18 protein-coding genes are annotated in these 24,160 nt (G+C 37.6%); 5 read left to right on the top strand and 13 right to left on the bottom strand.

The window, feature by feature from the left end:
* Positions 1 to 338: 338 nt before the first annotated feature.
* From N9R04_RS09975 to N9R04_RS09945, 7 genes are all read right to left on the bottom strand, one after another.
* Positions 339 to 1,406: a YkvI family membrane protein gene (locus N9R04_RS09975; RefSeq protein WP_262856621.1), complete on the bottom strand. Its 1,068-nt coding sequence runs from the start codon at positions 1,404 to 1,406 to the stop codon at positions 339 to 341.
* 792 nt (positions 1,407 to 2,198) lie between these two features.
* On the bottom strand, positions 2,199 to 2,699 hold the full coding sequence (locus N9R04_RS09970) for a hypothetical protein (protein ID WP_262856620.1): 501 nt from the start codon (positions 2,697 to 2,699) through the stop codon (positions 2,199 to 2,201).
* A gap of 748 nt (positions 2,700 to 3,447) precedes the next feature.
* Positions 3,448 to 4,464, bottom strand: coding sequence for a FecCD family ABC transporter permease (locus N9R04_RS09965; protein ID WP_262856619.1), 1,017 nt, complete (start codon positions 4,462 to 4,464; stop codon positions 3,448 to 3,450).
* A complete protein-coding gene (locus N9R04_RS09960) occupies positions 4,461 to 5,456 on the bottom strand; it encodes a FecCD family ABC transporter permease (RefSeq protein ID WP_262856618.1) in 996 nt (331 codons plus the stop codon). The genes N9R04_RS09965 and N9R04_RS09960 overlap by 4 nt, the downstream gene beginning before the upstream one ends.
* 11 nt (positions 5,457 to 5,467) lie before the next feature.
* A complete protein-coding gene (locus N9R04_RS09955; RefSeq protein ID WP_262856617.1) occupies positions 5,468 to 6,271 on the bottom strand; it encodes an ABC transporter ATP-binding protein in 804 nt (267 codons plus the stop codon).
* 506 nt (positions 6,272 to 6,777) lie between these two features.
* Complete coding sequence (locus N9R04_RS09950; protein WP_262856616.1) at positions 6,778 to 7,611, bottom strand: YitT family protein; 834 nt, start codon at positions 7,609 to 7,611, stop codon at positions 6,778 to 6,780.
* A 1,837-nt stretch (positions 7,612 to 9,448) separates the two neighbouring features.
* Positions 9,449 to 10,675 (bottom strand): NupC/NupG family nucleoside CNT transporter, encoded by a 1,227-nt coding sequence (locus N9R04_RS09945; protein ID WP_262856615.1) that lies wholly within the window; start codon positions 10,673 to 10,675, stop codon positions 9,449 to 9,451.
* A 175-nt stretch (positions 10,676 to 10,850) separates the two neighbouring features.
* Here N9R04_RS09945 and N9R04_RS09940 point away from each other — a divergent pair, with 175 nt between their 5' ends.
* Positions 10,851 to 10,973 (top strand): hypothetical protein, encoded by a 123-nt coding sequence (locus N9R04_RS09940; protein WP_262856614.1) that lies wholly within the window; start codon positions 10,851 to 10,853, stop codon positions 10,971 to 10,973.
* 764 nt (positions 10,974 to 11,737) lie between these two features.
* Here the strand turns inward: N9R04_RS09940 and N9R04_RS09935 are convergent.
* A complete protein-coding gene (locus N9R04_RS09935; protein ID WP_262856613.1) occupies positions 11,738 to 13,456 on the bottom strand; it encodes an ABC transporter ATP-binding protein in 1,719 nt (572 codons plus the stop codon).
* Between the two features lie 195 nt (positions 13,457 to 13,651).
* Between N9R04_RS09935 and pbp4 the strand changes: the two genes are divergently transcribed.
* A complete protein-coding gene (gene pbp4 / locus N9R04_RS09930; protein ID WP_262856612.1) occupies positions 13,652 to 14,944 on the top strand; it encodes a penicillin-binding protein PBP4 in 1,293 nt (430 codons plus the stop codon).
* Between the two features lie 82 nt (positions 14,945 to 15,026).
* Here pbp4 and tagD read toward each other — a convergent pair whose 3' ends face one another.
* The 4 genes from tagD to N9R04_RS09910 form a co-directional block, all read right to left on the bottom strand.
* Positions 15,027 to 15,425: a glycerol-3-phosphate cytidylyltransferase gene (tagD, locus tag N9R04_RS09925; protein ID WP_262856611.1), complete on the bottom strand. Its 399-nt coding sequence runs from the start codon at positions 15,423 to 15,425 to the stop codon at positions 15,027 to 15,029.
* 760 nt (positions 15,426 to 16,185) lie between these two features.
* The gene (locus N9R04_RS09920) at positions 16,186 to 17,244 is read right to left on the bottom strand and encodes a glycosyltransferase family 2 protein (protein WP_262856610.1); all 1,059 of its coding nucleotides are present in this window, start codon (positions 17,242 to 17,244) and stop codon (positions 16,186 to 16,188) included.
* Complete coding sequence (gene tarB / locus N9R04_RS09915) at positions 17,244 to 18,335, bottom strand: teichoic acid glycerol-phosphate primase TarB (protein WP_262856609.1); 1,092 nt, start codon at positions 18,333 to 18,335, stop codon at positions 17,244 to 17,246. The genes N9R04_RS09920 and tarB overlap by 1 nt, the downstream gene beginning before the upstream one ends.
* A 106-nt stretch (positions 18,336 to 18,441) precedes the next feature.
* Positions 18,442 to 19,242 carry an ABC transporter permease gene (locus N9R04_RS09910; RefSeq protein ID WP_262856608.1) on the bottom strand — a complete coding sequence of 267 codons (801 nt, stop codon included), beginning with the start codon at positions 19,240 to 19,242 and terminating at the stop codon, positions 18,442 to 18,444.
* Positions 19,243 to 19,878: 636 nt separating this feature from the next.
* Here N9R04_RS09910 and tagH point away from each other — a divergent pair.
* The 3 genes from tagH to N9R04_RS09895 all read left to right on the top strand — a co-directional run bounded on the left by tagH (position 19,879) and on the right by N9R04_RS09895 (position 22,768).
* The gene (gene tagH, locus N9R04_RS09905; RefSeq protein ID WP_262856607.1) at positions 19,879 to 20,673 is read left to right on the top strand and encodes a teichoic acids export ABC transporter ATP-binding subunit TagH; all 795 of its coding nucleotides are present in this window, start codon (positions 19,879 to 19,881) and stop codon (positions 20,671 to 20,673) included.
* A 420-nt stretch (positions 20,674 to 21,093) separates the two neighbouring features.
* Complete coding sequence (locus N9R04_RS09900) at positions 21,094 to 21,462, top strand: Na-translocating system protein MpsC family protein (protein WP_262856606.1); 369 nt, start codon at positions 21,094 to 21,096, stop codon at positions 21,460 to 21,462.
* 271 nt (positions 21,463 to 21,733) lie between these two features.
* The gene (locus tag N9R04_RS09895; RefSeq protein WP_262856605.1) at positions 21,734 to 22,768 is read left to right on the top strand and encodes an NAD-dependent formate dehydrogenase; all 1,035 of its coding nucleotides are present in this window, start codon (positions 21,734 to 21,736) and stop codon (positions 22,766 to 22,768) included.
* A 281-nt stretch (positions 22,769 to 23,049) separates the two neighbouring features.
* Here the strand turns inward: N9R04_RS09895 and tarA are convergent, their stop codons facing one another.
* On the bottom strand, positions 23,050 to 23,799 hold the full coding sequence (gene tarA, locus N9R04_RS09890; protein ID WP_262856604.1) for an N-acetylglucosaminyldiphosphoundecaprenol N-acetyl-beta-D-mannosaminyltransferase TarA: 750 nt from the start codon (positions 23,797 to 23,799) through the stop codon (positions 23,050 to 23,052).
* Positions 23,800 to 24,160 lie beyond the last annotated feature (361 nt).

The following is a 24,160-nucleotide window of genomic DNA, read 5'->3' as shown; positions in this document are numbered from 1 at the left end:
GCTTTTTTCAATTCTAGTCATCCTTGCCGGGGCGGGACCACGAAATCTTTTTTGTTCAAATTAGATTTCTGTCCCGCTCCCTTCAACATCTCGGCAGTAGATGACTGATTTGAAAACGCGCTTGTATCAAGCTTTTTTCAATTCTAGTCATCTTTGTCAGGGCGGGACTACGAAATCTTTTTATTCAAATTTAGATTTCTGTCCCGCTCCCAACCGTCGACTTATGATTTAATATTAACTAAAAAAAGAGCATGTGTTAAGCATAGAAACTTTTAACAAAATAAAACTCCCATCCCCTAATAAATGAGATGGAAGTTTATAAAAATTAATTTCGACTACTAAGCAATGTGGTCTTCATCTTGACGTTTTCTAATTACGTACTTAATAATAACTGCTACTACAATTGCAAGACCAACAAAGCCCATAAAGTTATAAAGTGTATTAATTAAATCTTCAAATCCAACAAATGTACAAATATAAGCTACAATCAACATAATCACAATAAATATATGATACTTCTTACTATATGGCTCTGTGAAACGGGCAGCAAATGAATATAGTAGACCTAAAATAGTATTATACATTACTGCAAGCATGATGATAGATAAAATAATACCTAAAACTGGGTGTACATCATCAGCTAAAGTGATTGTTGGAATAGATGCATCTTTGATATGTGGATATTCAGATTGTACTGCAAAGTTAATTAATCCAAGCAGAATTGTGTAGATGACGCCACCAAATAATGCACCTCGACCTGCTACACCTCTTCTAGAAGCGTCACCGCCAATTACAACGATTGTACTAAATCCAACAGCAAAGGCGAGTCCACCATATAGCGTACCTCTAAGAATACCTAACCATGGATTAGCTTTAGGCACAACACTATTAACATGGTTGAGCGGTACGTCGCCTTTAAATAAGTAGACTGCCGCAATGATAACAACCATTATAATTAAGAATGGTGTTACCACACCTAGAGCACGAACGATCTTATTAAAGTCCATGATCAGTGATAAATATATGACTACTGTCATTGCAAGTGAACCTAACCAAATCGGCACACCGTAACTTTGATGTAAGGTAGATCCGGCACCTGCAATCATTGTGACCGCAATACCGAATAAGAAGAATACGAGTATATAGTCAAAGATTTTACTAAATTTCTTACCGAATACATAACTTAGCGTAGATTCATGGTTCTGAGCATCGAAAGCAACACCTATCTTGGCGCATTGTCTACCAATAAATGATAAGATAACACCTGAGATAATTACTCCGATATACGACCATAGTCCGTAGTCGGAGAAGAATTGTTTAACTTCTTGTCCAGTTGAGAAACCAGCACCAACGACGATGCCGACATAAGCGAAACCAATTTTTATAGCTTCTTTATTCAACCCCATGTGATATATAACCTCCTCTTAGTTAACACATTTCGTAATTATAACGTACTTGAAAGTTTTTGCAACCTCAAATAAAGAGTTAAAGGTTTTATATACATGTATTCTTTATATTTTTTAGAAATTTTAGTTTGTTTTATTTATTCAGATATATTTTTAAACATAAATCATCACTAAATGCTTTGATTAATAAGAGGAGGTTGACAAGATGGTGTTATCGTTAGCTTTTGAATTTTTATACATACTACCTAATGCTCGGTGAGATGATTCTATTTACTGTAAATTTTCAAAAAGGAAAAGCTAAAACATTACAAACTACTTTTCTTTCACAAAGCCTCCAAGCATGAACGCTTAACTATTGAAGCTAGCAATGTTGGTCACTATTATTACGACACTGCATCTTGCGCAATTTTTAAAAAAGCATACCTCTCGAATCTATACTGAGGCGCTATATGGCAATCTCTCATTTAACTTTACTATCCTATTCTACTTTAGTTAATAGATAGCTAAAAAACGCTAAGCAAAACAAAAAGACCCTTTTACAGGTCTCTATCACATAGCTTTCCATTCTAGTCTCAAAGTATTGCTAGCTATTATCTTTGTGATCATTTATGAATTCAATGAGATGAGGGGATGACAGCAATCGAATTGATTAAGTTTGTCATCTCTCTACAAGCCTGGCTATAGTTGTAGTCAGTTACTGCGCAAATACTTCACTTCCAATATTTAAGTGAATTGTAGTGTTAATTTCCTATCCATTACTACTCACAAATTGATGTTACGTTTAATAATTGTTTACTTCGCGTTTCGATAATGATTCAATTCATCAAAGTCTACAACTACATTATCAAGACGCTTCGCAGTGTCTTTTAATACATTTCTTGCTACGTTATTAGATGGGTCTAGCTTAAGTATTTGTCTCGCTACTTCCATCGCTTCCTTATCAGAGATGACTTGTTCTGGCACTGCATGTAGTAACAACATTTGAAGTAAACTCTTTACTTCTTTGCCGTCAGTTAACTTTATGGAAGCATCAGCGTGATAATATGCGGAATCTAAAGCACCTTTTAATTCACTTAATGGATAGACAAGAAGTAAAAAAGCTAAGTCATGCAGTTCTGCTGTTTCCTCTTCCTTCATTAAATCCAGTATACATGTATAAAACATCGTGCTTTCTACCTCATGAGCACAGGAGATATACGCTTCTTCAAAATCCATAAAATCTGATTCGGACATTAATTGTTTGAGAGACTCGAATTCGCCGTTTAAGACATGTTTCTTTATCAAATCTTGCATGGCAATGTCCTCCTAGTTGTCAGATATAATTATAATGTTAGGTTTTCTTTTATAAAAAGATTATACTCATTCTAATTATTTTAAGTTGATCTTTATTCTATCATATCTTATCAATAAATTCATTCAAAAGAACAGTAATTACTGATAAACTGCTCTTTGCTTCTGAAGCGTAATAACCCATAGAATTTTCTTTAAAAGATGAAGCTCTTTCTGTTGCAACTTCAATATATTATCTCATCAGCAAACACCTGTAACTTATTTAGTATAAAGTATTCGCCGTTCAGTAGTACTTCACTTGTACGGTCGATAACACTCTTCATCATTTTTGCCTTTGACTCGCTTCACTCTTGTCAACAACCGCTCCAACAACTCTCCAGCGTTGAATAGCTTTTAAATGCTATATTATCTTTGGGAGCGGGACAGAAATCTAATTTGAATAAAAAGATTTCTGCCCCGCTCCCCTCTTTCTCTCTAGTCAAAGACCTTTATGTCCCAGCCTTCGGCTTCGCTTTTATAGGGCCTCCCCAACTTGCATAGCTTGTAGAAACTGTAGTCCCAGTTTCTCTGTGTTGGGGCCCCTGCCCAAATCCTAACCGGTTTTGTCCCGACTCTCACTCCTTTAAAAGCGAGTCCGCTCTGTAATCTCTCGATATACGTGTGATTAACTACAGTTAGCTACTGCATTTATATTGCAATGATCTACCAGAAAAAATTAAGTTCTAATTATCCAAAATACTTACGACAAGTATTAAACTGATTTAGAACGGTACATCAAATATAAGAAATAAGGTGCGCCAATTATCGCTACTACGATACCGGCAGGTACTCCAGTCGGTTGTAATAAGGTTTGACCGATCGTGTCGGCGACTAGTAATAAACAAGCACCTATCAAAATGGAGAGAGGCATAAACATTTGGTGTCTAGGGCCTACAATAGTCTTAGCTATATGAGGTCCCATCAAACCGATGAAACCAATCGCACCCGCTACTGAAACTGAAGCAGATGATAATAAAATGGCTACTAGCAGCAAAATGAAACGCTCTTTAGAAACGTTAATCCCCATACCTTTAGCTATATCAGGGTGAGTGTTTAATAAGTTTAAGACGTTCGCTTTAGTAAAAATGAAAGGGATGAGAATGATTAACCACGGTATAAAAGCGATCACGAAGGGCCATTCATCGCCCCAGATATTTCCAGCTAGCCATGTGGCAATAAATTCAGCTTGATCCTGATCGAATGTAGCCATAATCGTCAGTGCACCACCACTTAATGCAGCAGCCATCCCTACACCGACTAACACCATACTTGCTGGAGTAATTCCTTCACCACGATTATAACTAAAGGTGAATATCACTATACCTGTAAGTATTCCACCAATCATACTAATAATAGGTAGAACATAAACAAAGTTATCTGGATCCGCTTGTCCAAAAGCAACAAATAAAGCTATCACAAAACCGCTTCCCGCATTAATACCTAGGATACCAGGTTCAGCTAATGGATTACGCGTTACGCTTTGTAATAAAGCACCACTCAACGCTAATGCAGCACCAGCAAGGATTGTAATCAACATTCTCGGCAATCTAAATTCTAATAATATGAGGGAATCAGTATACGCACCTTGTCCAAAGAGCGTTTTAAAGAATGTACCAACCGACATTTTATATTCGCCTGAAGTTATGCTCCAAGCACAAGCTGCTATAAGTAACACAGCTAGGATAACAATAGCGATCAGCTGTTTCATTCTCAATTTGGGATCTATCATGATAAACGGCCCCCTCTTTTAACTAAAAATAAGAAGTACGGGACACCAATAAAAGAGATTAACGCGCCCATAGGAGCTTCACCGAGCATACGGGCTAGCGTATCAGCTATAAGAACGAGTATGCCGCCACATATCGCACACATGGGGATGACCCGCGCATAATCTGTGCCTACGAGATAACGCACAATATGAGGGACCAATAAACCTACGAATGCAACTTGACCTACCATTGCTACTGCTATGCCTGCGAGTATCATAGCCATAACAAGGGTAACGCCTCGAATGAGCGCTACGTTTTGACCTAATCCACGCGCTAAACTTTCTCCTAAATTTAAAATGGTAAGTTGCTTACTCATACCCAGTATAATTGAGAGCGAGATAAGAACGACCGGACCAGCCCACAAGAGTTGAGGCCAAGTAGTGCCTGAAACGCCCCCTGCACTCCAAAAGGTAATGCTTTGATTGAGTTTGAATATTAAAGCTATACCTTGACTTAACGCAGTGAGCATCGCACTTATAGCAGCACCAGCTAAGATGATCCGCATAGGGTTGAAACCATCGCTTCGAGAACGACCTATCATAAGCACAATCACACCACCTAATAACGCGCCAATAAACCCTGAGAACATAAGCATTAAAAAGGGTGCAGTGGGATAGAAAGCAAAGGTCAGAGCTAACATAAAGGCCGCACCTGAATTAAGACCAATCAAACTGGGGTCTGCTAAACTATTCTTTGTAACACCTTGAATCACTGCACCTGCTGTAGCTAAAGAGATACCTACGAGTATGGCGCCAATATTACGCGGTATTCGTATTTCATCTATAATATTATGCTGTTCGATTTTCGGATTGTAATGCAAGATGGCTTCGACAATAGTTGAAACGTTTATATTAGCCTCACCATATAAAATAGATACCAAGAAAACAACTAGGAGTAGACAAATGCTTAGGATTAGAGTGGTAATATAGTTTAATCGCCCTTTTTTCATCATCCTATAGACTCCTAAACTCCGGGATAGTGTTTCTTACATAAATCATAAGTCACTAGCATCGGTTTCCCAGTTCTTGGATCAGTACTAATCTCTACATCGATATTAAACACGTGTTCTAAGATATCTTCAGTCAATACCTCTTCAGTTGAACCATCTTTAACAATTTGACCCTCTTTCATGGTGATGAGATGATCAGAGAAACGTACTGCTTGGTTGATATCATGTAATACCATAATAATGGTGCATCCCTGCTCTTTATTCAATTGCGTTATTAGTTCTAATATTTCTAACTGATGGGATATATCTAAGTAAGTGGTTGGTTCATCAAGGAAGATGATATCTGTCTTCTGCGCGAGTGCCATAGCAATCCATACTCGTTGACGTTGACCACCACTTAAATCATTTATAGAACGATATCTAAATTCTGAAGTTCCAGTCACTTCAAGCGCCCAATCAATTTGTTGTTTATCTTCTGCTGATAAACGACCAAACCCTTTCTGATGAGGGAAACGACCGTATGATACGAGCTCCCCTACTGTAAGTCCGTCTGCTACTTCAGGAGATTGAGGCAATATAGCAATCTTCTTAGCTACCTCTTTAGTTGATTGAGAGTGAATACTTTCACCGTCAAGTATAATTTCTCCACCTTTAATAGATAACAGTCTAGATAATGCTTTTAATAACGTAGATTTCCCACAACCATTCGGACCGATGATGGAGGTTATTTTTCCGTCTGGTATATCTACATTTAAGTTATTAACTATCGTATGTTCTCCATAGCCAATCGTAACTTGGTTCCCAGTTAAACGATTCATAAATTCCCTTCTTTCTACTTAACACCGATTAATCTATAGAACTACTTTTTGATGTAGTAAATGATAATCATTATCACAAGCGCTATTATATCATCTTTTAAAAGCTATGACTATCTTTCTCGGTTACATATTATCCCTTTTTACTAAGGGTAATATGAGGTTAGGATAAAAGCATAGAGGATTTGAGCAGGGGCCCCAACAAAGAGAAACTGGTAAAACAGTTTCCACCAGCAATGCGAGTTGGGGCGGCCCTACAAAAGCGAAGCCGGAGGCTGGGACATGAAGGTCTTTGACTAGAGAAAAAGAGGGGAGCGTTTCTGTCGACAATCCTGCTTTTGAAACACCGTTAATCGGTTTCCCAGGGCACAAAAGCTTTATGACCCAAACCCTAGAATAAAAAAAAAGAGCGAGACTTAGTTTGTACTACTCGTCTCACTCATTTCTTTTATTTCATTAAATTTCATTTCACGACAATTATACGTTTCTCTATGCTTGTCAAATGTGTATCAGTCATCGATAAGGAATCCGTTACCATAGACATCTCGCACATCGTGAATAACTAAGAAAGCATTCTGATCCGTCTTACGAATCAAGCGCTTCGCACGACTAATTTGAGTCTTAGTGATAACAACGTATAAGACATCTTTCTCTTCTTTCGAAAAATATCCCCGTCCATTGAGAATCGTTAAGCCTCGTCCAACTTGCGTATCTATTACCTTTGCAACTTCATCTGGTTTACTTGAAATAATAGTCATCGCTTTTTTAGTATTCAAACCTTCAATAACAAAGTCCATCACTTTAGTACCAACATAAAGTGAAATGACTGTGACTAAAGCTTTCGCTATCGGTATCTCTGTTAGAGAGATCAATACTACAATAAGGTCGAAGAATAGTAGTGCATAAGCAGTATTAAATTCAGTATTCTTCGCTACGATACGCGCAAGTATCGTCGTTCCGCCTGATGTACCTCCTGCTAGCACAATAATTCCAATACCTAAACCAACACAGGAACCACCAAAAATAGCATTAACGATTATATTCCCAGTTTCTACATGCCATGTTTCAGTAAGCTTTAAGAAGATAGACATAAGTACAGTTGCGAAGATGGTTAAGTACATGCTGCGCTTACTTAAATATTTGTAACCAATTATTATCAGTATAGCGTTTAATACAAAGTTCGAAATCGCTGGTGAAATACCAAAAGCATAGTAGAGCGTGATAGCTAAACCGGTCACGCCACCTTCACCTAATTCACCTGATATGATAAAAGTATTAACTCCTGCTGAGAATATAAAAGCCCCGATCATCACTAATATAAGGTCTCTTAGAGTCTTGTTCAACTTCGCAACCCCCTTTTTAAATGGTTAATCACTAGCATATTAGCAAATTATCCAACGAACTACAACACTGTTATGACAGAATTTTGAGACTCCAAGTGTAAAAATTATGTTAGGTTTTGAATTCTTCATAAATCATCTGGGAGCGGGACAGAAATCTAATATGAATAAAAAGATTTCGTGGTCCCGCCCCGGCAAAGATGACTAGAATTGAAAAAAGCTTGATACAAGCGCATTTTCAAATCAGTCATCTACTGCCAAGATGCTAAAAGGGTCTGGGACATTACATTATGTCCCAGCCTCTTCCAGTGAGGACTTTTTATCTAGTTTCAAATACCGTTTTCATTTAAGTTAAAAAGATATTCTATTATCTTATATTTCTGAATCTTCTGTTTACTTGTTTATATCTCTTTGCTATAATAATTTTTATAAGGTCGAGAGGTGAAAAAGAATATTTCATATTATTTTTCATTGTTTGGGAGCGGGACAAAAATCTAATTTGAATAAAAAGATTTCGTAGTCCCGTCCCGGCAAAGATGACTAGAATTGAAAAAAGCGTGATACAAGCGCGTTTTCAAATCAGTCATCTACTGCCGAGATGTTGAAGAGGCTGGGATTTATGTCCCACCCTCACAATTATATGAGCGTTACTCGCACTTGCTATTTCATTCGGTTCGACCTTACATCTCCTTTGTGTTGTTAAAGCATCAACACACTTAGCTCGATGTTGAGGGAGCGGGGCAGAAATCTAATTTGAATAAAAAGATTTCGTAGGCCCGCCCCGGCAAGGATGACTAGAAAAAAAGCTTGATACAAGCGCGTTTTCAAATCAGTCATCTACTGCCAAGATGCTGAAAGAGTCTGAAACATTACATTATGTCCCAGACTCTATACTTAATTCATTTCCCTAAGGCTAAGTTGAGGTCGGGACAAAAGCGTTTAGGATCTGAGCAGAACCTAACGATGAGCAAAATTCTTTTCCAAATTTTGTCGAATCGAGAGAAGTTTCTGTAGAAAATCCTGCTTTTGGGACGCCGTTATTCGGTTTCCCAGAGCACAAAAGCTGTATGTCTCAACCTCGGCTTAGCTTTTTTATGACACATCATTCGAGGTTAGGACATAAAGTTGTTGGACATAGAGGTTATAGGAGGGGGCCCACGATGGGGAGCGAATCTATTAACTTCAACGACATGTCCATGACTAGTATAGATAGGTGTATGACTCTGATGATAGTCGGACAAACCCTTTACTTCCTTAATCAAGAACATAACACGATAGAAAAAGAAACCCCAGCAAGCCGACCAAAGCATATGCTGGGTTGTTACATACTACGATATATTTGTCTATTTGTTACTGGAAGTTTAAGGAACGCATTGGGGGTTGTAAAGATTGTAATGGTCTCTCCCACTGACGTTAGATTGATTCAAGTCTTGTTCAAGCTCACCATAATTCGTTGTTCGTGCTCACTCTGTAATCTCTTAAATTTCGTCTTTCTATCTGCCCCGCCCCTTTCTAATAAGCTCTGTAGACTTAGGTGTAACGCATTGAGTCTTGTCTCTCCTGTACAAATAAACCATGTTCTTTACAACAAACTTCATCGGTTACCTTTATGATGCCGGTTGGTTATTGTTGAATCCCCCCGTTTCCAAATCAATCGTATAAACAACAAAACAATATTAAATTCAACTTGTTCCCTTAGTTTAACTAGACCCTCACATTAATAATTATGAACGAATAAAAACACACCAGCTGCTGTCAAATTACTTCGCTGTTCAATTAAGAAGCACTTCGCGCTTAACTAAATATTTAATCATAACTTTCTTTCTCAACTGTGAACATTTTACCAAGCAAATAATCCTACAAAACCAGCTGTCAACAATGATACTAAGACACCAGCTAATAACATCATCGGTACGTATTTAGATACAAAATCCATCGTCCTTTTCTCTACAATACCTTTAAGCGTACCGATAATCATGCCTACAGTAGAAAAATTGGCAAATGAAACTAGAAAAGTAGAGATCACCGCTCGTCGATGCGGAGAATAAGTTGCTACTGTATCTTTAATGCTATACATCACGACAAATTCATTTGTCACTATCTTCTTAGCCATTTGTTGCGCTACAGGCCAAACTTCATCAAATGGTAAACCTAGCAATAAAGCAAATGGATACATGAATACTCCGAGAATTTGGTCGAGGCCGAAGCTGCCCTTAACGTGAATGAGAGTTCCAATTAAGCCTGTAACTAAATGAATCACGCGATCAATTAGATCAGCTAAAGCTACAAAACTAATAACAAAGGCTACAATAATGAGCACTAATTTACCTGCAGCTAGCACTGAATCACCTAGGAATGAGAAGAAGGGTTGTCGCTCTATGTCTTCATTTCTAATGCTATAGATAACATCTTCTTTTTCTTCAACTGAAATTGGATTTAAAATACATGAAATAATGATGGCATTCACAATGTTTAGCGGAATGGCTGTCAATACTAAATCACCCGGGATCATTGTGACATATGCCCCAACGATGGCGCCAGAAACAGAGCTCATAGACATCATAGCAATAGTCAGTACGCGCGCTTCATTCACGCGTTTTAATTGCTCGTTAGAAACCGCTATAGCCTCAGTGTTGCCTAAGAACATCATTTCTACCCCAAAGAAAGATTCAAATTTAGGCTGCCGAGTTACCTTGGCTAAAATCCAACCTATACCCCCTATCAATTTGGGTAAAATATTAAAGTACATAAGAATATCAAATAATGGAACTACGAGTAAAATAGGAAACAAAGCACTTACAGCCATATCCATAGGCTCTCCTACGAAACTCTTGAATGCGAAACCTGTACCATAATGAGCCGATTCGATTATCCAAGCTATTGCATTCGCCAGTGATTTAATAAAGGTCTTGCCCCACGGAAAATAAATGAAGAACCAAGCAAGTATTAGATTGAGGACTATCAAAATGATGATTGAAGGCCATTGAATATCCTTGCGGTTCCTTGAAAATAGTACAGCAATACCTAAGAAGACGATTAACCCAACAATATTAATGAGTAAAAACAAAGTAATCCCTCTCTTTCACCTATTCAATAACAATATTTATGTCAAAGTTATTTTTTTATATGCCAACTCTGATATGAAATCAAGGCTATTATACCATTTCTATCAATTTGTTCGTATAGAGGTCGCGACAAAAGTGTTTAGGATTTGGGCAGGGGGCCCCAACAAAGAGAAACTGGTGAGGCAGTTTCCACAAGCACTGCGAGTTGGGGCGGGGCCCCAACAAAGAGAAACTGATTCATCAGTTTCCACAAGCACTGCAAGTTGGGGTGGGCCCCAACAAAGAGAAACTGGGACATAATGGTCTTTGACTAGAGAGAAAGAGGCTGGGAGATAATGTAATGTCCCAGACCCTTTGAGCATCTTGGCAGTAGATGACTGATTTGAAAACGCGCTTGTATCAAGCTTTTTTCAATTCTAGTCATCCTTGCCGGGGCGGGACTACGAAATCTTTTATTCAAATTAGATTTCTGTCCCGCTCCCTTCAACATCTCGGCAGTAGATAACTGATTTGAAAATGCGCTTGTATCAAGCTTTTTTCAATTCTAGTCATCCTTGCCGGGGCGGGACTACGAAATCTTTTTATTCAAATTAGATTTCTGTCCCGCTCCCAAATCGTGAGCGTTTCTATCGACAATCCCGTTTTGTGGACGCCGTTAATCGTTTTTCCAGAGCACAAAAGCTTTATGTCCTAAACCCTTCATATCATTCATATTAAAAGTTATTCATAAGTTAGAGATAGAGAGAAGCAATAAAGTAGTACATCAGCATGATGCGTGAACGGTTCTCCCTTTTTTCAGTTAAATAAGTTAAAGGGGAGTGAGACCCAAGTTGTTCTAACTTCAACGTCTCACTCCCCACAAGCATATCTAGCACTTTATGAGATTCAACCCTAAACTTTAAGGTTCAATAAATTATATTTTATATAACTATGATGCCGATAAATTCCAGATGGCCGCTATAAACCATCACCTAATCGTGTCAATTTAAACCTTTATCTACCACTATAGAGTACGTCCGACAGCACCTAATAGTGAAATCAATAAGTTGTCATATAACATTTAATTATTCAGTTAAATTTTGTGTTTCAACAAATTCTTGATACTTCTCATGATTCTTCATCAATGCTTGATGCGTACCTCTACCAGTTACTTGACCACCATCAATAAAGATAATTTGTTCTGCTTTTTTAATAGTTGAAAGACGGTGCGCTATCACCACCGTGGTACGATTTTCCATTAGTGATTCGAGTGCCTCTTGAATTTTACGCTCACTCTCACTATCTAAGTTGGCTGTAGCTTCATCTAGTAATAAAATGTCAGGGTTTTTCACGAAGCTTCGCGCAATATCGATACGTTGACGTTGTCCTCCAGATAATTTCAGTCCACGTTCACCTACGACCGTGTCATATCCCTCATCAAAGTCTAGGATGAAATCATGACAATTCGCTAACTTAGCATAATGTTGTAGTTCCTCATCTGTTACATTACGATTTATCCCATATAATAAGTTATCTCGTATCGTCCCGTTCATCATGGAATTTGACTGCATGACATAACCTATCTTATTGCGCCATTGAGCAAGTGGTATATCGTAAATAGATTGGTGGTGGTACTTAATATCTCCATCTTCTATATCATACATGCGTTCTATTATGTTGAAGATAGTGCTCTTACCCGAACCTGAAGGCCCTACAAACGCCGTAACGGTGCCAGGTTTAATACTAAATGACACATCATTCAAGATGGGTTTCACATCGTATTTAAAGTCTACGTGTTCAAAGCTTAACGTGCCATCCTCTAACTCAACATGTTTAGTTTCCTCAATGTGTTCAAGTGGCTCTCTCATTATCTCGTGTATACGGCTACTTGCACCTACTGCCTTACGATAATCTGTAGCTAGAGTGGTTAAATTTACCAACGGCATGGACAGTTGAATAACGTAAAAGATCATAGCGATAAGTGTACCTGCAGTCATGGCTCCAGAAGAAATGCGCAATGCTCCGAACCCTAATATTATCGCAATAGTGAGTAACATAACTACGCCTGATATCGGTTGAATCACTGCTGTAATCTTCGCTTGCTTTAACCCTAAACGATAAATTTCGTTTAAATTCTTATGAGCTTTATTTAATTCGAGTTGTTCTGTGTTGGATACTTTGACTAAACGCATTTCTGTGAGTACTCGGCCAAGCAAGCCGCTAAAGTTAGCTATTTCTGTTTGCGTTGAAGTAGAAATCTTCTGCATGACTTTACCTAAAGGTATCATGATCATGATAAGAATTGGTATCGTAATAAAAGTTAACAACGTCATTTGCCAATCCATTACAAAGAGCATGACAAGCGAACCAATAATCGTTATAGCTGATGGGAAGAGTTCTGGTAGCTTTTGCGAAACAAACTCATTAATGACCTTGGTATCATCAGTTAAACGACTCATTAATTGCCCGCTTTCATTTTGATCAAAGAAAGGCATCTTGAGTTGGATAATGTGTTTCCATAATATTGAACGGATAGCAAAAATGAGCTTTTCACCAATTTTACTCAATAGATATAAACCTAGACCACTTAATACTGCATTAAGTATAAATATGCCTGCAAAAAGAACGATAAACCATGGATTGATGTGGTCTAACGAAAATTTATCTACCATTTTCCCCGTAAAGGCAGGGACTACTAAACCGGTTAAACTGCCTAATGAGGAGATGAGAATTGCAGCTACAATTAAGCCGACCGGCCAATTCAATTTACGAAATAAAAAGAATAACGGATTTCCTTGTTTCATATTAGTACCTCTTCTGTTTGATTTTGTGGCTATCATTAAAAGTGAACTCAGGGTGCCGTTAGACAAACCGCAGTCTTACCCCCTGTACTATAAATATCTTCTTTTTTCCTTCATCACGCCATTTTAATTAAATATGTAATATGCTAAAATAGGTCTACTGCGCAAAATACAGGAAGACAAGAAGGTAAGTTAATTATGAAAAAATTAATTCTAACCATTGTAACTGTACTCTTCGTCTGTTCAATTATAACACCTTTAGCTCATGCGGAAACAGTACCGCCTTCTCAAATTGCGAATCAGTACGGTTACAATAATGTTAGCTCAGCATATGAACCCACAGGCGCTGCTAATGTGGCTCAAAATGGCCAGGTACTCTATCAATATAATTGGGAGCAAAAATGGTACCCGGCCTCAATGACAAAGTTAATGACTATGTATCTCACGATGGAAGCAATAAAGAAAGGGAAACTTTCCCTAGATGACAAAGTAGAAATCACTAATGATCACTATCGTATGTCAACTCTTCCCGAATTAAGTAACACTAAATTATATCCCGGCGAAACTTATACGATTAAAGAACTGTTACAAATTACAGTATCTGCATCTAGTAACGCTGCTGCACTTATTCTGGCTAAAGCGGTTTCCGGGGATGTCTCTGATTTCACTGATGAGATGAATAAAAAAGCAAAAGCTTTAAAAATGACACAAACTCATTTTGTTAATCCAACTGGCGCTGAAAACTCCCGGCTGAAGGAGTTCGCTCCTACAAGATATCGAGATGAGGAGAACTCTGTAGCATCGACGAAAGACTTTGAAATTTTATCTCTACACGTCGTTACTGATACACCAAAGCTACTCGACTTCACGAAACAGTTAGCACCTACTCAGCATAACGTAACATATTATACATTTAACCATTCCCTAGAGGGTGCAGACATGAGTTCAAAGGGAACGGACGGGTTGAAAACAGGTTCCAGTGACACCGCTAATTATAATCATACTTTATCTACAAAACGCCAAGACTTACGAATAGTTCAAACTATAATGGGAGCTGGCGATTACGTCCACCTGGGCGGTGAAAAGCAGCGGAATATGATGGGCAATGCGTTGTTAGACCTTTCATATGATAACTATAAATATAAGAGAGTTCTCAAAAAGGGTAATCACACTATAAATGGACGTAAATATTATGTTTCCAAAGATTTATATGACGTGGTACCTAACGATCTATCCGACGATAAGTATCAGTTTAAAGTTGAAGACGGCCATGTTTTTCTTGATTATAAACGCGAGTTTATAAATGATGATTATGGCCCACCAACAGCAGAAGTGAAGAAACCTATATTACATGAGGCTACTACCGTTGCCAAATCCACTTGGGAAGAACATCCCCTCATTTTTGCGGTTGTAATGAGCTTAGTGCTCATCACGCTCATCGTATTAATATATTTATTCCTCACTTATATTAAGCGCAAGCTAAAGCATTAATGTTGAAACCAAAAATTAAAAAGACCCCAGTGCCTCGCCTACTTGTGTCATTTTCAGCTCGTCTCTGGGGTCTATTAATATCTTATTTAGCTTCATCTCCATAAAGTTCTTTTTTAATTTGAGTTGTGGAGATACCTTCAGTACGTTTGAGATAAATCACGTCACATTTATCCTTAAGGAAATCAAATTCCCCTTCCCAATCGTGACCCATTACAAATGTATCTACCTCATAACGATCGACATCTTTTTCTTTTTGACCCCAACCATTTTCAGGAATAACGAGATCAACATACCGTATTGATTCTAACATCATTTTGCGTTGTTCAAAGTTGTAGTAAGATTTTTTGTTTTTAATACGGTTAAATTCATCAGTCGATAAAGCAACGATGAGATAATCACCCATCTCGCGTGCTCTTCTCAGTAACTCAATATGGCCATAGTGTAGAAGGTCATATGTACCATATGTAATAACACGTCTCATAATCCCACTCCTTAAGCAATTTATGTCTCTAAAGTATAACATGTAGATTTTAATTATGATAATCATATTATTACAGCACGTTAGACTCGGGTGAACTGTGAAAGTTAGTAATAAGGTGGAGAGATAAAGTTTCTGTGCTCTGGGAAACCGAGCAATGGCGCCCTAAAAGCAAGATTGTCGACAGAAACTCGCACGATTCGGGAGCGGGGCAGAAATCTAATTTGAATAAAAATTTTTCGTAGTCCCGCCCCGGCAAGGATGACTAGAATTGAAAAAAGCTTGATACAAGCGCGTTTTCAAATCAGCCATCTACTGCCGAGATGTTGAAGGGAGTGGGACAGAAATCTAATTTGAACAAAAAAGATTTCGTAGTCCCGCCCCGGCAAGGATGACTAGAATTGAAAAAAGCTTGATACAAGCGCATTTTCAAATCAGTCATCTACTGCCGAGATGTTGAAGGGAGCGGGACAGAAATCTAATTTGAACAAAAAAGATTTCGTAGTCCCGCCCCGGCAAGGATGACTAGAATTGAAAAAAGCTTGATACAAGCGCATTTTCAAATCAGTCATCTACTGCCAAGATGCTGAAAGAAGCTGAGACATTACATTATGTCCCAGCCTCTTTCTCTCTAGTCAAATTCCTTTATGTACCAGTTTCTCTGTGTTGGGGCCCCACCCCAACTTGCATTGCTTGGTGAAACTGATGAATCAGTTTCTCTTTGTTGGGGCCCCCTGTTCAAATCCTTAACGCTTTTGTGCCGTCATCTTTTTAATATTTTCTTTGCTTTTTGTTTGGAAGAGAATTTAACTTTTTTAGGTAATACCTTGGCTTTAAAAATATAGTAGTGTGGTCTGCCGATACCTGTATTGATCAATCCCTCTCTCCAGATACTATATATATCTTTAGTCCAACCCGTACCTGCTTGTTCCACCGCATCTACAATTCTAAATAAAGCGCCGCCATCATAATCAGTAGAATTCATGTGTTTGATATAGTGTATAACCTTTTCAACTATGCTACGGGTAAGTTGACGATGTTCAGTTAAATAATTTTGAATCAAATAACTTACTATTAGATGATCCATTCTGTAACTATAATAGAGCTTTTCAGCCGGCAATCTTAATATTTCCATCACACGTGAACGAACAGTTTGCGCATCGTGTAAATATTCTTCAAAGCGCCCTACTCGACTCGCAGTGACAGAATTGGCTTCAAGATTATAACCATAAATTAAGTTAGGTATGATTTGAATATCTCTTGCTTTTTTAAATGCTTGCACAATAAACGTATGCTCTTCACAAAACGTCACATCAGTATCAAACCTTAAATCTTTAAATCGCTGACTAAATAGTTTAGCACCTGGGCCAATAGATTGCATTATCTCAGGGTACTCGCTCAAATTTACAACTTTTTCTTCACGAATTGCTTGATGTGTCGGTATCGGAACCCATGTTCCATGTTCTTCACGTGCCATTTGACCTATAACTATTTCTACGTCTTCATGTTTCTCATAATATTTCAACATGTGATCAATACGACATGTTAAAAATTCATCGTCAGCATCTAAGAACATAAAGACATCTCCAGTCATCTGTTCAAGACCGTGATTGCGAGCAGCTGCAGCGCCTTGATTATCTTGATTTATAACCTTGATATTAAGGTTCTCACGTGCGATCTTATTTATAACTTGTAACGAGTCGTCCGTAGACCCATCATTTACACAAATAATCTCATGAGATACCTCCGTATCAATAGATCGTATTGCTCTCTCTATAGTATGTTCAGCATTAAATATCGGTATAATGATCGATAATTTCATTATTTCACCATCAATCCTTCAATATATTCTACTACTTTCTTCAATGAATCTTGGGATGTATATTCATGCCAAGATTCAAACAGTGGTGTCCACGGGATGGTTTCTGAAGCTAATTTACGCAACAACTCTCCTTCGTCATAAGCTTTAAACTCTCTAGGTATGTTTTTATAATACATATTTAACCCGCGTACACGTTCATATTCTTTCTCGTCGTACACGTAGAAGAGCGTAGGTTTATTAACTATACTCGCTTCAATAGCAAGTGAGCTATAATCTGTGATAATGACATCAGCAATAAGTATGAGAGTTTGGACATCTAAGTTAGTTTGCTGTTCATCTGCTACTGCAGGATGTAATTTCTTTAATAACACATAATTCGGCAACAATTTTTCAAAAGCTTGGGTGTTAATTGTTTGGTTACCTTTCTTATGCTCCCTATACGTCGGTAAATATACGACTACCTTCTTACTTATACCTAATTTACGTTTCAATTCTTTCTTTTTCTCTTCAGCATTAAATTGTCTATATATCGCCAATCGTGGCAAACCCGTTTTAAGAAATTGATGAGGCTTAGCTCCAAAGGCCGCTCCAAAGCATTGTATCATCGGGTTGCCACCCACGAGGTATTTATCAGTAGCATTATAAACACGCCGATATTGCTCCACCATTTTTTTATTTTTTAAATCGACTTGATGATCAGTAAAACCGAAATTTTTTAAGGCTCCAGCCGCATGCCACGTCTGCAATACCGTTTGAGTTGGCTTCTTCTTCAAACTTCCCATCATGAGATAATATGTATCAATAATTATTAATTTAGCCATGCTCAACGCCTTAACCTGTTCAATTACATGCTTGTTCCCCGCAGGTAGCCATTTAACATGTTTGAATTCTTGTAACAACTGCTTATGCTTCTCTTTTGTAATCACAGTAATTTGATAGCCTCGCGCGTTTAACCTTTCTAAAATAGGCAAGACATCTTCGGCAAATGTCATCAGGATCACTATTTGTTGCTGATTTACTTTTTTATGAGAATAAAGCAAATTCAATAATGTTATCGCTAATAGATAAAGTTTCTTAATCATTAAACGCATTTCAACATCACCCCGCCAAATACATCTGTTGCTATTATATCTTCTAACCTGAAAAAATTATAGAAAAATCCTTTGTCAGTTAAATAGCTAACAAAGGATGATAGAATTACATAAAGTCTGCAAAGTGGTCTCTGTACTTCATATGTAATATTGAACCTAAAATGAAGAGCAATACGATAATAGCAAGGTTATACAAAGTGAGTTGCCAGTGATTAATAAAGAACCACTCATGGTGTAATATAGCTGCACGATAACCTTCAGCTAGGAAATAGATCGGGTTGAACTGTATGATATCGAGTACGATCCCTTCAGGTAAATTAATAATAATATTGGAACCAAAGAATACTAACCGCATGATCGCTTGGATAATTTGTTGCGTATCTCTGATGATTACCCCTAAAGTAGAAGTGAAGAGTGCAATAGTTGTAGTCAACACAAGGGATAAAGGGATAAAGAACAGTAACTGCAATGTATAAACGCTCGGGTAATGCCCGCCCAACGCACATATCAAGATCACTATCGCCAATAGAGCAAGGTGTCCATAGAACCTACTCATAACGATATAGGTAGGTATAATTGATAAGGGAAAGTTCATCTTAGCAACTTGATTATATTTCATCGCGATAGACTTAGTTCCTTCAAGAATCCCTTGGTTGACAAAGAACCACATATTGATTCCGGCAAGCAACCAGAAAATGAACGCGACTCCTTCTTGTGGGTGTCCTTGTCTAATACCCAAACCAAATACAAACCAATAAACAGCAATTTGAAGCGCAGGGTTAATTATTTCCCATGCAATGCCTAAATAATTATTTTTATTTGATATTTTCACTTGAAATTGTGAGAGCCTATTAATTAAATAGAAATTGTTAAGATGTTCCTTTAGTACTACCCACGCTGCTTTCATTGAATTAAACCACACTTTCAATCGTTTTCGCTAAATTAAGAGGCCATTATATATTGGAACTAACATAGATTTTATCATGTTAAGCTATCTATGGTAGAAGCCTATCTACAAAAATGTTAGAAATAACAATTAAGTCAATTGGAATACTTAACTACATATACAAGTCTCTATTATAGCAACTATAGTTCAAAATTTCTCATAATATTATTTTCATTTTAACAATCTTTAAACTAAAACGTAAATTTCCCATTTTTCGATAGACATTCCTCTAGTGATTTTAACTAAAGTGCTATGGACAATGTTCTAATCTAAGTTGAATTCAAGCACCTACTCAATCCATGCTCAACACCAATGTTTCCAGAGGCTGGGACATAAATCCCAGCCTCTGGAAACATCTCGGCAGTAGATGACTGATTTGAAAATGCGCTTATGTCAAGCTTTTTTCAATTCTAGTCATCCTTGCCGGGGCGGGACTACGAAATCTTTTTATTCAAATTAGATTTCTGTCCCGCTCCCTTCTAAACTTATAAATATTTATCTTAGTTTCAAAGTTAAGATTACGAGTATAAATTAGTTTAACAACCTCTATTATATACTATATAATTGTATTAATTCGAAGTAAGGAAGGACAATAATATGAACGTTTCGGTTACCATCGATCATGTGACAAAAGAATATCGTATTTATCGTAATAATAAGGAAAGAATGAAAGATGCTTTGATACCAAAGCACAAGAACAAGACATTCTACGCCCTAAATGACCTATCATTAACAGCATACGAAGGCGATGTTATCGGTCTCGTAGGTATTAACGGCTCAGGTAAATCTACGCTTAGCAATATGATCGGTGGCTCACTCATGCCTACGTCAGGCAAAGTATCTCGCAATGGAGAAGTAAGCGTCATTGCGATTAATGCCGGGTTAAATAGACAACTCACTGGATTAGAAAATATCGAATTTAAAATGTTATGTATGGGGTTCTCTCGTAAAGAGATTAAAAGACTTACGCCCGATATTATAGAATTTAGCGAATTAGGCGAATTCATATACCAACCCGTTAAAAAATATTCAAGTGGTATGCGTGCCAAACTCGGTTTCTCAATTAATATTACAACAAATCCAGATATTCTCGTTATCGATGAAGCGCTCTCAGTAGGGGATCAAACATTTGCTCAAAAATGCTTAGAAAAAATCTATGAATACAAAGAGCAAAACAAAACTATTTTTTTCGTGAGTCACAATATGAACCAAGTACGTCAATTTTGTACTAAAATTGCCTGGATTGAAGGCGGGAAGTTAAAAGATTTCGGCGAATTAGATAAAGTGCTTCCTAATTATGAGAAATTCTTAAAGGACTTCCGCAAGCTATCCAAAGCTGAGCAAAAAAAATATAAGGATGAGCTCAATAATTCGCGTTTTGAAGTGAAGTAACGAGCAAACTGAGACCGATACAACATGCTTTCATTAATAATAGCGAGAGACGTGTACTCTTAACATTTTAGCCAGCACGTTAAAGCCGTTCGTGCCCGAAAGTGTGTAGCGTAAACCGAGTTACTTTTGTTGACACTATCATAGACTGGGCAATGTCTTAAATTATCAGATAGAACATATTCAAGTTCTGACAGTTGCTACACTTTAACTGAGAATATATGATAAATCGTCTTCCGAGATTGATGCTCTAACATCATCATTTACTATTCAAAACAACGAATGTGTATAACAATTGTTTATTACTTTGAATAAACTTGATTATGAAATTTAAACAAAATACTTTATTTTTATCTTTAAAAGTTTTATGATATTAAATGTACTGTAGTTGATAAGTGCTTTCACTTAGGTGACTTGAAGCATATGAACGAGGTGATTAACATCTCTACTAATAAGACACAACAATTTGCAAATCTCATCCGAAAATATCGCAAAGCACATATTGGTAAGGGACCTGAACACGTATCAGTCTTTTTTAAAGATAATTGGGCTGTGGCACACATGAAAGGTAGCTTAAGTAAGGTAGAAACATTTTACTTGAGAAATAATGCTTACCATCGTATGTTAAAAGAAGGACGGACAGAAGAAATAAAAGATCTGTATAAAGAAAATCCTCCGATTGAAATGGAGGAGCTAGTTGAAGCAAAGTTTGTCAAACTATTTACTGATGTCGATTTAGAAAACGATGAAGTTGTCTCAATCTTTGTCTTTGACCAAAACATTGAATCTTAATCGATAAGTTAAAGCTTACGTCGTGAGTTATTTAACTTTATCTCATATAACATTAAGACTACAATTACATAACTTTCAGGGATTGGTTACAAAGTACTCGGTGCTATTTGGCTACTCCCTCTTTGATGAAGAAGTACATACTTTATCTCATTCAAGGAGGTGGTTTACCAAATTGTATCGAGTACTTTTTGGTTCAGAGCGCAACCATTTTAACGTTATAAGTGCTATTACAAATAATTTTATTATAATATTTTAAAGGAGTGTTTATACTATGAAAATAGTTGCATTATTCCCTGAAGCTGTAGAAGGACAAGATAACCAACTACTGAATACAGATAAGGCTATTGGTCTTAAAACTTTCTTGGAAGATAAAGGACATGAACTCGTCATTTTAAAAGACGGAAAAGAAGATTTAGACAAACACTTGGAAGATATGAACATCGTAATCAGTGCTCCGTTCTATCCTGCGTACATGACTAAAGAGCGCATAGAACAAGCACCTAATCTCAAGTTAGCTATCACAGCTGGTGTAGGTTCTGACCATGTTGATTTAGACGCAGCAAGCAAGCACGATGTCAGTGTAGTAGAAGTGACAGGCAGTAATACAGTAAGCGTAGCAGAACACGCTGTGATGGACTTACTCATCCTCTTACGCAATTATGAAGAAGGTCATCGTCAATCTCAAGAAGGAGAATGGAACCTATCTCAAGTAGGTAATGACGCTTATGAATTACAACATAAAACGATCGGTATCTTCGGCTTCGGACGTATTGGTCAACTCGTAGCAGAACGTCTTGCTCCATTTAACGTTAACATTCAACATTATGATCCGATTAATCAAAAAGACAGCGAACATTCTCAATTTGTTAGCTTTGACGAACTTGTTCGCTCCAGCGATGCTATAACTATCCATGCTCCATTGACTCCTGAGACAGACAATTTATTCGATAAAGCCGTATTAGATAGCATGAAAGACGGTAGTTTCTTAGTTAACACAGCTCGTGGTAAGATCGTCAATACTGATGCATTAATCGAGGCCTTAAACGATAAACACATTCAAGGCTACGCAGGTGACGTTTGGTATCCTCAACCAGCACCCGCTGAACACCCATGGAGAACAATGCCACGCAATGCAATGACAGTACACTACTCTGGTATGACACTCGAAGCTCAGAAACGTATTGAAGACGGTGTCAAAGATATCTTATCTCGTTTCTTCAACGACGAGCCTTTCCAAGATAAAGATGTTATTGTTTCTGGTGGTCGTATTTCTAGTGCAAGTTACAATGCAAAAAATGACAAATAATTCTTTCAAGTGGACTAATCAGACTGGACTTTAGACCACTCGATCGCCATTCTATCCCTTTTCGCTCTTAATCCTATTTATAAACACGATCGGGACAGCAGCGTTTCTGTCGACAATTATAATTATGAGACGCCATTAATTGATTTCTCAGAGCATAGAACTTTACGTCCCGACCTCCCCTTCTCCATTCTATTTAAATACTGAGTGGCTCGTTGCAACCCCCCTTGCCTTAGCCACTGCTTAAAAAAGAAGTGAGTAGTACTCCCCCCACAAAGTACTACTCACTTCTTATTATATTTCTGTTGCATGACTTTATAGAGAAACACAGGTATGCTTTTTAACCTTCCAGCGCGTTTCCAATCTATAAGAAAACGATAAACCCATTCAACATTTAATTTTCTAAATAGCTTAGGCGCGCGTTTCTTGCTCCCGCTAAAGACTTCTAACGAACCCCCGACCCCCATCAAGACTGTTCGCTCAAAGTGATCTACAAAACGTTCAATCCATTCTTCTTGTCGTGGATAACCCATACCTACAAAGATATAATCAGGATTGAACTGTCGGATATCATGAGCTATTTGAGCGTCATTGACATCGATATAACCGTGATGAAAGTCAAAGGTCACATTAGGATACCGCGTTTGAAGTTGTCGTGTTGCTTGCTGGACAATTTCTTCTTTGGAACCTAAGAGATATACACGTTGCTGCTTACGATTCGCTAGACGTATACATGCTTCCATCAATTCAATACCTGGCACACGTTCCTTTAAGGGCGTCTTTAACATTTTAGCCCCCATTACTATTCCTGTACCGTCTGGAACAACGTAATCTGCTTGGTTAATGAGACGTTGATAACGCACATGATTCGTTGCATAATCAGCGATTTCTGGATTGGCGGTAACGATGAAGAGATTTTCATCTCGTGCTTCCTCAAAAAAACGTTCCACGTTCTCTTCCATCTGTGACATTGTTACATTATCAAAATAGAGATTTAACACATTTACACGTTGGTCCTTACATTTATTTATCATTCTTCTAACTCCTTCAATATTCGTTTCACGAAGGCTATATTTTTGAGCTGTATAAAATGCACTTGTGAAGTAACTGCAACAAAGCTAACTGGGTTCTAAATACACTCGTAATTATAATAAGATGCTAGTGACCTTTCACAACAAGACCGGGGTTGAGATATAAAGTTTCTGGGCACTGGGAAACTGATTAACGACGTCTTAATAGCAGGATTATCGACAGAAACGTTCACGATTCGGGAGCGAGACAGAAATCTAATTTGAATAAAATGATTTCGTAGTCCCGCCCCGGCAAGGATGACTAGAATTGAAAAAAGCTTGATACAAGCGCATTTTCAAATCAGTCATCTACTGCCGAGATGTT

The organism is Staphylococcus marylandisciuri, assembly GCF_025519785.1.
GTDB lineage: Bacteria > Bacillota > Bacilli > Staphylococcales > Staphylococcaceae > Staphylococcus > Staphylococcus marylandisciuri.
Note: the sequence above shows the minus strand (reverse complement) of the source record. Positions and strands in the feature narration are given on the sequence as shown.

Coding starts and splice junctions, on each gene's coding strand:
- N9R04_RS09975 (WP_262856621.1), bottom strand. CDS start 1,406: ATGGGGTTGAATAAAGAAGCTATAAAAATTGGTTTCGCTTATGTCGGC.
- N9R04_RS09970 (WP_262856620.1), bottom strand. CDS start 2,699: ATGCAAGATTTGATAAAGAAACATGTCTTAAACGGCGAATTCGAGTCT.
- N9R04_RS09965 (WP_262856619.1), bottom strand. CDS start 4,464: ATGATAGATCCCAAATTGAGAATGAAACAGCTGATCGCTATTGTTATC.
- N9R04_RS09960 (WP_262856618.1), bottom strand. CDS start 5,456: ATGATGAAAAAAGGGCGATTAAACTATATTACCACTCTAATCCTAAGC.
- N9R04_RS09955 (WP_262856617.1), bottom strand. CDS start 6,271: ATGAATCGTTTAACTGGGAACCAAGTTACGATTGGCTATGGAGAACAT.
- N9R04_RS09935 (WP_262856613.1), bottom strand. CDS start 13,456: ATGAAACAAGGAAATCCGTTATTCTTTTTATTTCGTAAATTGAATTGG.
- pbp4 (WP_262856612.1), top strand. CDS start 13,652: ATGAAAAAATTAATTCTAACCATTGTAACTGTACTCTTCGTCTGTTCA.
- tagD (WP_262856611.1), bottom strand. CDS start 15,425: ATGAGACGTGTTATTACATATGGTACATATGACCTTCTACACTATGGC.
- N9R04_RS09920 (WP_262856610.1), bottom strand. CDS start 17,244: ATGAAATTATCGATCATTATACCGATATTTAATGCTGAACATACTATA.
- tarB (WP_262856609.1), bottom strand. CDS start 18,335: ATGCGTTTAATGATTAAGAAACTTTATCTATTAGCGATAACATTATTG.
- N9R04_RS09910 (WP_262856608.1), bottom strand. CDS start 19,242: ATGAAAGCAGCGTGGGTAGTACTAAAGGAACATCTTAACAATTTCTAT.
- tagH (WP_262856607.1), top strand. CDS start 19,879: ATGAACGTTTCGGTTACCATCGATCATGTGACAAAAGAATATCGTATT.
- N9R04_RS09900 (WP_262856606.1), top strand. CDS start 21,094: ATGAACGAGGTGATTAACATCTCTACTAATAAGACACAACAATTTGCA.
- N9R04_RS09895 (WP_262856605.1), top strand. CDS start 21,734: ATGAAAATAGTTGCATTATTCCCTGAAGCTGTAGAAGGACAAGATAAC.
- tarA (WP_262856604.1), bottom strand. CDS start 23,799: ATGATAAATAAATGTAAGGACCAACGTGTAAATGTGTTAAATCTCTAT.